Annotated in this window: 8 protein-coding genes; 3 read left to right on the plus strand and 5 right to left on the minus strand. The window is 64.6% G+C overall.

The window, feature by feature from the left end:
* Nucleotides 1-56 precede the first annotated feature (56 nt).
* Nucleotides 57-953: an endonuclease/exonuclease/phosphatase family protein gene (locus Spa11_RS20850; protein WP_145116432.1), complete on the minus strand. Its 897-nt coding sequence runs from the start codon at nucleotides 951-953 to the stop codon at nucleotides 57-59.
* Nucleotides 954-1,235: 282 nt separating this feature from the next.
* On the opposite strand from Spa11_RS20850, the gene Spa11_RS20855 reads away from it, so the two are divergent.
* A complete protein-coding gene (locus Spa11_RS20855; protein WP_145116434.1) occupies nucleotides 1,236-1,832 on the plus strand; it encodes a general stress protein in 597 nt (198 codons plus the stop codon).
* 10 nt (nucleotides 1,833-1,842) lie between these two features.
* Here Spa11_RS20855 and Spa11_RS20860 read toward each other — a convergent pair whose 3' ends face one another.
* The gene (locus tag Spa11_RS20860; protein ID WP_145116437.1) at nucleotides 1,843-6,246 is read right to left on the minus strand and encodes a choice-of-anchor Q domain-containing protein; all 4,404 of its coding nucleotides are present in this window, start codon (nucleotides 6,244-6,246) and stop codon (nucleotides 1,843-1,845) included.
* Nucleotides 6,247-6,397: 151 nt separating this feature from the next.
* Nucleotides 6,398-7,969, minus strand: a complete 1,572-nt coding sequence (locus Spa11_RS20865) for a sigma-70 family RNA polymerase sigma factor (protein ID WP_231933058.1) — start codon at nucleotides 7,967-7,969, stop codon at nucleotides 6,398-6,400.
* A gap of 1,284 nt (nucleotides 7,970-9,253) precedes the next feature.
* Between Spa11_RS20865 and Spa11_RS20870 the strand changes: the two genes are divergently transcribed.
* Both Spa11_RS20870 and Spa11_RS20875 read left to right on the plus strand, forming a co-directional pair.
* A complete protein-coding gene (locus tag Spa11_RS20870; protein ID WP_145116440.1) occupies nucleotides 9,254-9,784 on the plus strand; it encodes a hypothetical protein in 531 nt (176 codons plus the stop codon).
* 63 nt (nucleotides 9,785-9,847) lie between these two features.
* A complete protein-coding gene (locus Spa11_RS20875; RefSeq protein WP_145116444.1) occupies nucleotides 9,848-11,008 on the plus strand; it encodes a glycosyltransferase in 1,161 nt (386 codons plus the stop codon).
* A gap of 89 nt (nucleotides 11,009-11,097) precedes the next feature.
* On the opposite strand, the gene Spa11_RS20880 is transcribed toward Spa11_RS20875, so the two are convergent.
* Together Spa11_RS20880 and Spa11_RS20885 are read right to left on the minus strand one after the other, a co-directional pair.
* Nucleotides 11,098-12,405 (minus strand): hypothetical protein, encoded by a 1,308-nt coding sequence (locus Spa11_RS20880; RefSeq protein ID WP_145116446.1) that lies wholly within the window; start codon nucleotides 12,403-12,405, stop codon nucleotides 11,098-11,100.
* 17 nt (nucleotides 12,406-12,422) lie between these two features.
* Nucleotides 12,423-13,274, minus strand: a complete 852-nt coding sequence (locus Spa11_RS20885) for a class I SAM-dependent methyltransferase (protein ID WP_145116448.1) — start codon at nucleotides 13,272-13,274, stop codon at nucleotides 12,423-12,425.
* Between the last annotated feature and the right edge of the window lie 216 nt (nucleotides 13,275-13,490).

Here is a 13,490-nt window from a genome sequence, read left to right on the forward strand (position 1 = left end):
AATGACGTTGGATCGCTCGGTGCGGATGATCGTTCGTTCGGTCCGCCCAGCGGACCCTACTTCCACTCGATCGATGCGGTCACCGGGTAATGATCCGACGGGTAGCGGCCGTCGTACGACGTGCGCACGATCTCCGCGTCGGTCGCTCGCAGCCCCTCGGTGTGGACGATGTAATCGATCCGCCAACCCTCTTCGCCCCCTTTGAAGTCGTGGTAGGTGCGTTCGTTCTTGCCGCGTTGCGGCTGGACTTCACGGAAGCTATCGACGAGCCGTCGCGGGCCGTCGCCGAGCAACGTTGTGATTGGCTCCTTCCTCTCGGTAACGTTGAGGTCGCCCATCACGATTGCGGGGCGGTCGCCGGCTAACTCTTCGAGCCGCTGACGGATGAGGGTGGCCGAGTAACTCCGCGCTTCGGCGGAGACGTGGTCCCAATGCGTGTTGACCACCAGCAGCTCGCGCCCGGCGGGTTCCCCGTCGTTGTGGTCACGCAGCACGGCCCATGTCGCCACGCGCGGGCATGCGGCGCCGGGGTATGTGCTCGGCTTGTCGGGCGTTTCGCTGAGCCAGAACGTGCCGGAGTCCACTAGCTCGAAGCGATCGGCGCGGTAGTAGAGGCACGAGTGCTCGCCCGCCTCAGCGCCGTCGTCGCGACCGACGCCGACAAAGGCATGACCCGGCAACGCCGCGTCGAGCTCCTGCACTTGGTTGCGATACGCCTCTTGCACGCCAAGCAGATCAGGGTCTACGTCGCTCGCCAGCCGCAGCGCAAGTTCGCGTCGGTGGTCGCCGCTCTTGCTGAGCCAGCCCGTCGGCTTGTCGGTGGCGACGCCGCCGTCGAAGTCGCCACGCAGGTTGAACGACATGACCGTGAACGGCTCCGCGGCAAATGCTCCGACCGGGGCAAGCAAGCCTAGAACAACGAAGGCGAAAAGAAATCCGAGCAGCTTCGACACGATTCATTCCAATCAACAAGGACGGATCCGACCGTCGCGACTCTCGCGATGGTCCTTGCAGGATACGACGAATCATACAACGAGGCGACTCACCAAGCCGCAACGGCGTCTGGTCCCCCACCAACCAAACTGGGGCCTCACTTCACAGCATGAGGCCGTTCGCCCGGCGAAAACAGCTTCTTTCGCCGCTAAGGAGGCTTCGGCACGCAAGTTGCCGCTTCTGACTATCACGCCTACCGTCTAAGAAGACAACCTCTTTCGCATTTGAATAGGAGTGCCCCGATGTCCGCAACTCCACTCGACCCCCACGCGCCGTTCAGTTACCTCTCGCCAGAGCCGCCCCTCGCAGGCGCGTCATCGAGGGCTCCGGCGAACCCCGCGCTGCCTCAAGGCCGCGTCGGCTTCTATCAGTCGCCAGATCAAGCGCGGGACGCCGTTAAGATGCTCGTCAACAGCGGCTTCGACTCCAAGCACGTCTACGTGTTGTACCGCGATAAGGACGAAACCTTCGACACCCTCGGCACCTGGGTCCCCGTCGAGCCGCCCTCCCAAGATTCGGGCCGGGTATTCATGGCGACTCATGGAGCGGGCTTCGGCATCGTCGGCGGCGCGTTCTTAGCGACGATCGTGGCGTGGCCGATTGCGGTGGTCGCAGCGGGCGTCGGCGGCTTGGCCGGCGGAGCCATCGGGGCGATGCTCGGCACGGGAACGTTCAGCAGCGATGAGACTCGCCGCCTAGTCGAGCACTACCACGACCGCATCGCCCAAGGCGCCGTCGTCGTCGTGGTCAAGCCGACTGAAGGCGAAGACCCCGCGAAGATGGAGAGGGCGGCAAAGCTGCTTGCTACCGCGGCGGACGACGAGCCACTTGAGGGGTAATCGCAAGATACTACACGTCAACGACGACGCCCTCTTCGAATACGCAGGCGACGGCGGCTTCAACCGCTTCTTCTGAGTCATCGACGTAACGCATTTCGGGCACGGCACGCTTATCGAGCACGACTTGAACTTTACAAAGGCGATATCCTTCAATGTCGATATTGATCGCAAGCCGGGTCCGCCAATCCCCGACTTCGGCTAAGGCTCGGTCAATCGTCTCTGCGTAACTTGAAGAGTATGCACTGCCATCTTTCGGCGTCGAATCGATTAGGAACGCCGGCGAGATCGGCGATGCCGCTTCAAAGGCGCCAATGTCGATGCGCAGCCCGCCCGACCCGCCGTCGAGCACGCGCGGGAAGCCGTCGCCGCGCTGATCGTCTTCACCCGTTGAGCTGAAACCAAGAATGCTCCACGGAACGGCGGTGCGAGTTGGGTCGCCCGCGTCGATGGCGGGACTCCCCGCCAGCAATGCATGGGTCCATGTCGGCCCGCCATTGTCTTGCAACGGCCCGAGCAGCGGATCGACGTTTAGTAGGTTGCCGACACCCGTCGCGGCATCGATCCCCGAGCCGGTCGTGTCGCCAATCAGTGAATATACGACGCTGATGCCGGTGTCCAGCACTCGTTGCAGATCGGGGCTGCCGGCAGGCGCGACGTTCCCCGCCAGTATCGTCCCGTGAAGGCGTCCCGAAGCCGAGGTGAGGTAGGCGCCGCCGCCGACCGAGTCGGCCGCATTGGCTGTAATCGTGCTGTGTGTCGCCGACAGGTCTCTTGCATAGACACCACCACCGAGCGTGTTGGCGCCCTCGACAGAATTGCCGCTGACGGTGCTCTGGACGAGCTCGACAAAGCCAACGCTATAAACGCCTCCCCCACGGGCGTTGTCGCCAACAGCACGATTCCCACTTACCGTGCTGCGGTAGAACCTGGCGTAGTTAGTTCTGCCAAGGTTCACGCCGCCGCCCTTGACGCCCGGCCCTTCGACTAGGTTGTCACTGATAGTCGAGTCGATAGCAACGAGTTCGCTCGCACTGATCCCACCGGCCAAGGGGTACGAAGAGGCGCCCCATGTCGGCGAGAAAATCAGATGGTTCCCGGTGACGGTGGATCGCTCGAGAACAATACGAGACGGCGTCCCCTGAATACCAGCGGCAAAATGCAAACCCAGTACCGTGCTTTGCAGCGTTGGATCGAATACTGTCGAGTTTCCTCGAATAACACTGTCGCTGATAAGGAGGTGGTCATCAGCCGTCGCCAAGCCGCCGCCTTGATTTCCGGATACCGTGGTCCCACGAATCTCCTCCTGCACGATAGCGCCGAATCCCGCATTGCGGCTGATGACGCTGTCGTAGATGGAGCGCGCTGATACTCCATTCAACTGATTATCGATGACATGAGTACGGAGGAACGTAGCGTTGACGGGGTAGGAGTAACCCGCGAGAACATAGGAAGGTGTAATCCGACCCGTGACCGGATCGAGAGGGCCAGAGTTGTCGGCGAGGACGACATCCGTGAACGAGACGACCGGTTGCGAGGACGGGCTGACGGGGCTGTCGATCGAGACGATCGCCTGCCTCAACGAATCGGTCCAAGAGCTGGCAATAGCGTTGTCGGAGATCGAAATTGCTTCGACGAATACCGCTCCCCGAGAGGTGATTGCTCCGCCATTCCGCAAGGCCGTGTTGCCGCTGACGGAACTGCCGACGATTGAAACAACCGGCGTTCCCGTTGGGTGATTGGCGCCGCCGACGGTGCGGCCTTCGGCGTAAATCCCGGCGCCGTAGGCGGCCGAGTTGCCATCGACGACGCTGTCCAGCAGCGATGCGGTTCCACGGGCGTAGATGCCGCCGCCTTTCGTAGAAGTTGGATTGACAACCGTGTTGTCTTCAACGTGGCTGCGCACTAGCGAGACGCTGCCCATCGCGGCAATTCCCACGCCGCCGGGCGTCCCGAGATAACCGTAGGTTCCCCCTGTTTCCGTGACTGAGAAGCCGCGGACCGTGCTATCTACGAGTTCGACATTGCCTACTAAAGGCAGGCTGCCATTCCCGCTAGCGACGATCCCGACGCCCGACAAGCCTTCGAGCGTGCTGCCAATCAGCGTTACGGTTCCCGGAGCGACGATTCCGCCGCCAACGGCGCCTATAATTGAGCTGTCTATCAATTGCACCGACGGGGCGACGTCGAGGCGTACATACGGCCATTGCGGGTCAAAGCCCGCCGCGACGATGGCGCCTCCACCGCCCACGGGGAGCGCCTCCACGTTACGCAGGTGGCTGCGTACGAGCGTGACGTCGCCTACGGCGTAGATGGCGCTGCCGCTGCCGCCGGTTGCCGTACTCAGTGTGCCGGAGGTGGCGCCGTCGATAGTCGTATCCGTCAGATGGACGGGCCCACGCGCGAAAATGGCGCCACCCTGGCCGATGATCTGACCGTCGTAGCGGCGGCCGCTGAGATTGTCGAATAACTGGCAATCGATCAGCATCAACGTGCCGGTCATCAAGGAATTGACTGCCCCGCCGCCACCGAACTGCCCAACGCCATTCTCGATCGTCAACCCGATCAGCGTGACGTCGAAATCGTTGTTCGTGTTGACGTGGAAGGCGTTGATGTGCAGTCCGGTCGTCCGCTCGCCCGCATCGAGCGTGATCCCCTCGGGCAATATCGAAGCGTCGATCGTCAGCTCCGATTCGATCTGGTAGTACCTGCCAGAGTTCGTTGTCCCAACCTCGATCACGCCGCCGGAGAGGGCGGGGTCGAACGTGATGCGGTCGGCCCAGGCGTTCTCGTTCGTGTAGTTGATCGCCTCGCGGAGCGTCGTGCGGCCGTTGTAGATGTCGCCGTCGTCGTCGTCCGCTAGGTCGTTGACCTCGACCTTCGCGACATAGCGATCCCCGTAGCGCGAGACCCAGAGCAGGCGGTCCGTCTCGTCAACGAGGCCGTCGCCGGTCGCGTCGCCCGTGCTGAGCGGGGCGACGCTCAAGCCCAGGCTGTCACGCCAGACCGTGTAATCGGCGGCGTCGAAGCGGCCATCGCCATTGAAGTCGCCGGGCGCCGCGGTGACCGGCCCTTGGGCCTCGACCGCGCCGATGTCTATCCGCCCGCCGACGACACGCTGGTAAGGCCCGCCGCGCTGGTCCGTCGCGCCCGGCAACTCTGTGTAGTCGGGGTCGCCGGCGTTGATCGCGACGCTTCCGGGGAGGGGCGCGTGTGTAGGCGTCGGCCCGCCATTCATCGCCAGCGGCGCTAAGTGCGGGTCGAGGGGGGTCAGCTGGCTGCCGACGTAGTTGCCGTTTTCGCCGTCCACCAAGCCCTGGTTGTCGTACCCAATGACGCTGTCAGTTATGACTATCTGGGTGGAGGCCCGCAGGTCGGCGGCCGGCGACGATTGGTAGAGTGTTCCCGCGACGATCGAATGGTCGATCTTCAGGACCGTGTCGGTATACAAGGCTTCGATCGCCGCTCGGTCCGATGTGGTCACCCGGTTATCGAACACTGTCGAATGACGCAACGTCAGACCGAGCCGAACAGCGATAGGGGCGCCGGCGCCGGCTTTATGTCCGGAGAACGTGCTGTTGATGATGATCGATGCGTCGACTTCGTTACCGAGGTACGCGGCCCCACCGAGGATGCTTGCCTCGTTTGCGACGAAGGTGCTGCCCATGATTGTGATCTGGTCGCCAGCATCGGGGCTGCAAATAGCGCCGCCGTACCGCGTCGAGACGTTGGCCTCAAACTGCGAGTCCGTGATCGTCGCGTCACCCGAGTTAAAAATCGCGCCACCCTCGTAAGCCTGGTTGCCAACAAAGCGGCTGTTGAAAACTTTTAGGTCGTCGTCGTTCGCGATGGCGCCGCCCCGGTTGTTCTCAAAGAAAGCGTCCCGAACGACGAGGACGCCGGTGTTAGTGACCGCCCGCCCATGAGTGTTCAAGAAAACGACCGAATCTAGGACGAGCGATTCGGCGTTGCTCAACGCCACCGACTTGTCGAAGTTGGTGAAGGTCAGGCCGCTGATCGCGACCTCGATCCGTGTGCTGGACGACGAGTCCGTCACTTGAAGGGCCTGCCAGCCGTCGCCGGTAAAAGGAACGCGGCTATTTCCGTTCTGCCCGTCCAGCGCCAGCAGTTCCGCCCCCGGCCCGACGATCGCCAGCGCGTCGGTGATCGTCGGCAGTTGACTGTCCAGCAGGATCGCCTGGGGCGTCGCGAAGACGGTCTCATCGAAAACGATCTCGTCCGCGATGGTCGCCGTCGCGTTCGCCAGATCAATCGCTTCGCGGAGCGATCCCGCGCCGGCGTCGGCCGTCGAGCTGACGACATAAGTCGCCAGCACGCGGCGGTCCTCCAGCGCCTCGCAGCGTAGGCGATTCCGCAGACGGGGCGACGCGATTCGACGAGAAGAACGACGAGGCATGGGAGCAGCTTTCTTGAGGGGCGACGCCACCAGCGATGGCCCTCAGAATAATCCAAACCGCCCGACCCCACCGCCGCCATTTCAACGAAAAAGACCCCCGCCGCTCGCGCGACGGGGGCCTTTTGCTAGGTCGATTCTTCTAGTCGTCTTCTTAATCCAAGAAGCCCACCAACTCCGCCGAGCGGCTTGGCTGTTGCAGCTTGCGGACTGCCTTGGCTTCGATTTGGCGGATGCGTTCGCGGGTCACTTTGAAGATGTGGCCCACTTCTTCCAGCGTGTAGCTGTAGCCGTCGCCTAGGCCGTAACGGAGCTTGATGATCTCGCGCTCGCGGTAGCTGAGCGTCTTGAGGACATCGGTGATCCGGCCGCGGAGCATCTCTTGGGCCGCGCCGTTGGCGGGGCTCTCGGCGCCGTTGTCGGGCAGGAGGTCGCCGAACTGGCTGTCCTCGCTGTTGCCGACCGGGCGGTCGAGGCTGATCGGGTAACGGCTCATCGCCAGGACGCGACGCGCCTCGTCGATCGTGCAGTCGGCCGCCTTGGCGGTCTCCTCGAGCGTCGGCTCGCGGCCCAGCTTCTGTAGCAGCATGCGCGACACGTTCCGCACGCGGCTCATGGTCTCGACCATGTGAACCGGGATGCGAATCGTGCGGCTCTGATCCGCGACGGCGCGGGTGATCGCCTGACGGATCCACCAAGTTGCGTACGTACAGAACTTGAAGCCGCGACGGTACTCGAACTTATCAACGGCCCGCATCAGGCCGGCGTTGCCCTCTTGGATCAGGTCCAAGAACGACAGGCCGCGGTTGCGGTACTTCTTGGCGATCGACACCACCAGACGTAGGTTGCCTTCGGAGAGACCGCGCTTGGCGCGTTGGTACTCGGTGTGGACGCGGCGCAGCTGGCGGACACGGTTCCGCAGGCTCGTGGGCGTCTCTTGCAGCGAACGGAGGATCGAACGGTACTCCTGAATGACCGGCTTGCGCTCGGACATCGGCCGACGGTCCTTCTTCATCTGCTCCATCTGCGAACGGAGCTGCTCGACGCGGCGGTGGAACTTTCGCAGCTCGTTGATCATCGGCTCGATCCGCTGCGTGCGGAGGCCGAGCTCTTCGATCAGCTTTACGACGCGGCAACGCCGGCGGCCGAGGCGCTTCCAGGCTTCCTGGCGGGCCTTCATGTTGGCCGACTTGCTGGTCGCCAGGCGGTAGTCGTCGGCGTTCTGGTCCAGCAGCACCTGAAGGGTCTTCAGGTTGTGCGGCAGGCGGCCGAGGATCTGGTCCTTCTCAAGCCGGTCGGTGACGCTCACCTGCACCGTGCGGTCGAAGGGGAGCTCGCCCTTCTGGACGCGGTCGAGCGTCCGGTAGGCGGCGCGGGCCACGTAGTCGCAGGCCAGCAACTTGCGGCGGAACGCGGTGCGCGTGACCTCGATGCGACGGGCCAGGCAGATCTCTTCCTTGCGGGTGAGCAAGGGGATCTCGCCCATCTGCGTCAGGTACATGCGGACGGGGTCGTCCGACCAAGAGTCGGCCGCCTCGCCGTCGAAGAGGCCGGTGCCGTCCTCGTCGTCGTCATCGGGCTCGTCGTCGCGGCGGGCGCCGGCGGTGACGGCAGAACGCAGGGACGCCTCGTCGTCGCCCGAGTCCTCGTCGCGGGCGGACCGATGGCCTCCCAGCTCGGGGTCCACGGCGTCGTCCAGGTCGTTGTCCAATAGTGCGTCGTACAAAGCTTTGCGCTCCTAAAAACGCTTGTCGAAAATGTCCGGCCCGCCAGACGGTGTCGTTGGTTGGGCCGGTGAGAATTCTAGGGATGAGAGCCGCTCCGTCGCGGTCGGCGCCCGCTCTGGCAGGCGATTCGATCGATGAGACCGGATCGCTGGCAGGTCGGGCCGACATGGGTACGCACCCACGGCGGATAAAGCTCTCGAATTACCGCAACCTTTTCCAAGACACCTGCCCCACGGCGCCAGCAGTTTCAGGCCGGCCGCTCGTGTCGGGTCGATTGGGTTGACGGTGAACCGCGTTGCGGTGAATGGCGCTGCTTGCTGGCTCCAGTGAGAGGAACCGGCGTAGCCAACGGCACGCCGCGCCGCGGGGTTTGTTCTTTCTTGCTATCTCTATCTGACTGTGATGACTGGTAACGAAGTCTAACACCAATGCGTGTCAAGGCTTATGCCGGCGGTCAGTTGGCAAAGGATTGCCACTGGGGCAACTTTGCCGATGACGCTCGCTGTTAGCATCAGGCTGAGTCTCCGCCTCCGCGTCGAGCGGTGGCGTCGGCCTCTGCTGTCATTCGTATTCTGTCTTCAGGAACCGGCTACCCCCTTTCGATGTCCAACACTGCTGGCAAGCCGTGCTGTAACCAACCGAAGAGCGATGACGACCGGCGAAGTGGCGGGCCAACGGATCGGCAAGCCGACGCGTCGGTGAAATGGGAGGGAAAGTAGCGAGGGCTGAGCCGGGGCGGCTCGTCCGACGGATACCACCAACCACTTCATGACGCTAACCACTCTGCGTCCCACGGGGGGAAGCAAGGGGTCATCACTCAATCTCACACCGATCGGCAAAGTCGTGGCCGGGCGTCGCTCGGGGGAGCGGAGCCCGCTTACAGGACTTGGTTGTCCTGCTGGCGTTGGTCCTGCTGGCCTTGTCGGTTGGTGCGTGGTTGCAGCGCGGGGAGCGTCGGCTAGGCGGGTTGTCTCGCTCGCGGGTCAGACTACCGAGACGACAGCAACCGGATGGGCATGGCGCCTTCTGGCGTCGCACCCTTTGGTGGCTGGCTTCGGTGTCTCACTTCGCGGCCGCTCCCTCGGGGAGGTTCGCTGCGATCGGCTCCGTCGATCGAATAATCTTATTCACGGGTTTTGCCGGGTCTACCCTTTGGGGCGGAAATCCGTGCTAATTCAGACGCTGGCGCTGTGGGTTGTTGCCCGTCGCGGCGGCGTCGACAATGCTCCGTTTGGACGCCGACCGCTGACGCCCGCCAACCCGACGACTGCCGAGCTGCGATTGTGAGCACCCGCCACCTCCTCCCCTGCACCGCTTGCGGCAAGTCGGTCCCCGTCAGCCCCAGCCAGGCCGGCGGAGCCGTCACCTGCGAGTGCGGCGCCCGCTTAGACGTGCCGCGGCTCGGCGAAATGCGGAACTTGCCGGCCGACGAGTCCGTCCCGCCGCAGGCCGCGGCATGGAGCTTTCGCAACGGCGTCCTCAGCGCGGGACTGCTGATCGCCGGCGCCTTAGCGGCCGGCGCAGGTTGGTTCGCCGCCGTCGAGCCCGCCCCCCCCGCGCCCCCCGACGCGGCGGCCCGCACCGAATCGGTCCAGCGACAGCTCGACGCCATGCCCCCTGCCCAGCTCTTTCAGCTCTACACCGAGATCTACAAACCGCTCATCGACCGCGGCTTCCAGGAGTTCAAATCCCCCGAAGACGTGGCGACACTTCGTCGGATCGACCAGTGCCGGCTCTACCGGAATGTACTGGTCGGCGCCGCCGGCGCGGTGGTGGTCGCGACGCTCGTCCTTGTCGGTGTCGCCCCCAAGTGATTGGTGATTGGCGCCAAGTAACCCGACACTTCCCCCCCGTCTCGGCTTCTTAGGGCCTCCGTCGTGCGTGTCTTGCACTACATCGACTCGCTCTGTCTCGAGGAGGGCGGGATCGTCCGGGCGGTTCTCGACCTCGCTGCCGAGGTCGCCAGGGCCGGCGCCCAGGTCACCATCCTCACTGGCGATCCCAAGGACGTGCCGACCTCGTGGAGCAGCGACCCCGCCGCCCCGCGGGTTGTGACGATCCCCGTAAGCCCCGGAGCGGCATTCCGCCCCGGCTCCCTAACCCCAGCCATCCGCGACGCCGTCGGTGGGGCCGATGTGGTTCACTTCCACGAGTTGTGGGACCCCTTCAACTTGGTCGTCGCCCGCGCCGCCCGACGTGCTAGCAAGCCTTACGTCATCAGTGCGCACGGCATGCTCGATGACTGGTGCATGGCTGGCAAGTCGCTCAAGAAGTCAACTTACTTGCGACTCTTCGCGGTCGGACTGCTGCGACGGGCACAGTGGGTGCACTTCACCGCGTCGATCGAAGCCGAACAGTCGCTCCGCCGCGTGCCCGGTCTGACGCCGATCGTCGAACCGCTGGTGCTCGACGTCGAGCCGTATCACACCGCTGTCGGCCCAGCGCCTGCTAAAACGGCGTACCCTCAGGCCTTCGTTGACGACGGCTTGCCCCGCCTGTTGTTCGTCGGACGCCTGCACCCGATCAAGGGCTTGCCGACTCTGCTGGAAGCGATCGCCCTGCTCCCTACCGCCCAGCGTCCGCACCTGTTGCTGGCCGGGCCGGCGGCCGACGGGCACGACGCCCAACTGGAGCGTCAAGCCGCGTCGCTCGGCGTCGACGATCGCATCCACCTGCTGGGCATGGTCGGCGGCGAGCTCAAGCGGTCGCTCTACGAAGCCGCCGACGCCTTTGTGTTGCCGTCCCACCATGAGAACTTCGGCATCGCGCTGGCTGAGGCGATGCTGTGCGGCGCCCCGGTGCTGACCAGCCGCTCGGTCAACATCTGGCCCGAGGTCGAGAAACTCGGCGGCATCGTCGCGGACAATACGGCCGAAGGCTTCGCAAAGGGCCTTCGTCATTTGCTCGACGACCTGCCCGCACGCCAACAAGCCGCCTCAATGAACCGCCCCGCGGTGTTCGAGTGGTTAGAACCCAAGCGTCTTGCGACGCGGTACCTCGAAGCGTACGAACGAGCGATTAGCAGAACGCGATGTTAATGGCGAGCCGGCGACGTTAGTCGTCCGTGTCAGATATCGCGAAAGGGCGTGTACCCGCTTCGCACCCACGACTAACGTCGCCGGCTCGCCTACAGTGAATCCACCGCCACCGGTCGCCACACCGACGACATCCGCGACGCCTCGGCGGCGTGAATCACTGTGAGCGACTCCTTGTCGAACGACGCCACGCGCCGGCGGAACCACCCGCTCGCTTCGATCACATAAGCAACGGGCGTCTCGGTGAGCGCCCAGTTTCTCTTTGCAAGCTTCGGGTGCTTCGCCACGATCGCCAACAGCCGCGGGTCGTCGGCGCCGACACGTTTGGCGCGGCGACAAGCGTCGCAGTCGCCGCTGCGCTTCGCAGCCGGCGCCACGAGCAACCCGCAGCGATCGCACCTCACTAGCTGGCTCTTCAACACCGGCTCGCCGCTCGCGGCGCAACGGCCGACGTACTCCGGCTCGGCCAGCCTGCCCGTAGCCGAACACTTCACCAGATCGGCCAACAGCCGGCGATGCTTCGTGACGTCGCAAACGCCGACCTGCTCGGCCGCGGCGATCTCGCCACCTTCAATCGTCGTTAAGTGGTAGGTATCCACGCCGGTAAGCGGACAGACGACGGGCGGCGCTTTGAGAAGCCGCGCCCAGCCCTCGAACGGCGCGTCGATCGATTGGTCGCTGAACTCGAACCGTAGACGCCCCCACGCCCGTTTCGCCCAGACGACCGTCTCGAGCGAGGGCGCAACGTCCGCGTGACGCCTAACCGATTCGAGCATCCGCGCCAGACGTTCCGGTTCGATCCGCGGCGTCGGTCCGGCCAGCGGTGCGACGCGATCGACGCCCAACGCTTCCGCCAACGACCACTCCAGCGGCTCGCCCAACTCGTCGTAGTACCGGTGCTCGATGGACTGCGCGCCGTCGTCCCCCTCCTGCACCCAGGTCAGTCGCACCAGCGGCACGTCGTCGAAGTGGCAACCCGCCAAGTGGGCTTGTCCACCGTCGAGTTTGTAAGCCGCGAAGAGCTGAGCCGACAGGTCATGGACCGCCGTCGGCTGGCTTACGGGCCGGGCGTGCGTCACTTCGGGCCGCTCGCGTAGGCGGTTGACCAGTTCACCCAGCAGCTCGGCCGGCGTCTCCGTGGCGAACGGCTCGGGCCCCTCGGCCGCCTCCTCCTTCGGGGACCGGCGCCGGAACCAACTCCGCCGTGCTGCGGATTCGGTCGTCGATGCGTCGGGGGCAGCGGCGTGGACGTCCTCTTCGATGCGGTAAAGCTTGCCGTCGAAGGCGACCCTGACGCCTAGTTCATCCGCTGCCCAAGCCGCCAGCGCGGTCCACGACTCGCCGCCGACTCGATGGGTCGGCGCAGCGGGGACGTCGGCTTTGATAGCGTCGGCGGCCAAGGTCTCAGCGGGCCACGCTAGGACGCGGCCCGTTTGCGGAGGATGTACACGACATCCTCGGTGGTCCCGTCGATCTCGACCGTCCCGTCGAGGTCGTACGCGAAATCGTATACGGCGGCCACGTCCCACGCCCCCGTCTTGTCGATCAGATCGGCCATTTGCCGCGCCGTGTACGTCCGAAAGGGAGTCTGGTCCACCAATCGGAACTGCTTGGTCGGGGTGTAAACGTCAAAACTCATCCCAACCGTTTCAACCCGACGCCGCCGGTCCACCCCCTCACTCCACATGTGCGAGATAACGCTGAGGTCCCCGCGCCGGGCCGCCCAGGACTCTTCGTCGCTCTCCGGCTCGCCACGGGCCGGCGTCAGGTGCAGACCGAGCACATACAGCCCCCCGGGCCGCAGCGCGTCGGCGACGCAACGCAGGTGACCCTCGGCCGCCGCTTCGCTCGGCAAATGCCGGAAGCTGTTGATCGTGTTGAACGCCGCGTCGAAGGGCTTCGCGCCCCGGCTGTTAAACCCCTGGGCTTGAATGCCCTTGAAGTCAGCCAGCGTGAAGTCGCTCATGTCGCCAACGACCGCCGACTCCGCGAGTCCCTGCCGCCGCAGTCGAGCGTTGCAGAACGCCACCGCCTTGGCGTTGAGGTCGTTCCCCGCGACGGTGTAGCCCGCCTTCCCGAAGCGGTACATCAGCCGCCCCGTCCCGCAAGCCGGCTCCAACAACCGCTTCGGCTTCGCCCCCCGCGGCAACGCCGAGTGCTTGGCGAACACCCCCGTCAAGAAATCAAACTCCGCTTTCCAGTCGGAGCCGAACACGAGGTCGTAGTACTTCGGGTAGTCGTACAGATTGCCGGGGATGACTTCGGGCATAGGGTTTTCGCGATCGGTGGACGGGGCGCGGCGCAGAAAGCAGCGCACTTCGGCCACTGAGGGTAATCGAGGGCGCCGTTCGGGCCCACCGGTGGAGCGTTTCTGCCGGTGGGCCCTCTCGCATTTGCTCTGCCCCGATCTCCGTTACGCGACCGCTAGGCCAAGCCTAAGGCAACGCCTGCGGGGCGGACTTACGAGGTCGCTATGTGACAACGC

Source organism: Botrimarina mediterranea, assembly GCF_007753265.1.
GTDB classification, from domain to species: domain Bacteria; phylum Planctomycetota; class Planctomycetia; order Pirellulales; family Lacipirellulaceae; genus Botrimarina; species Botrimarina mediterranea.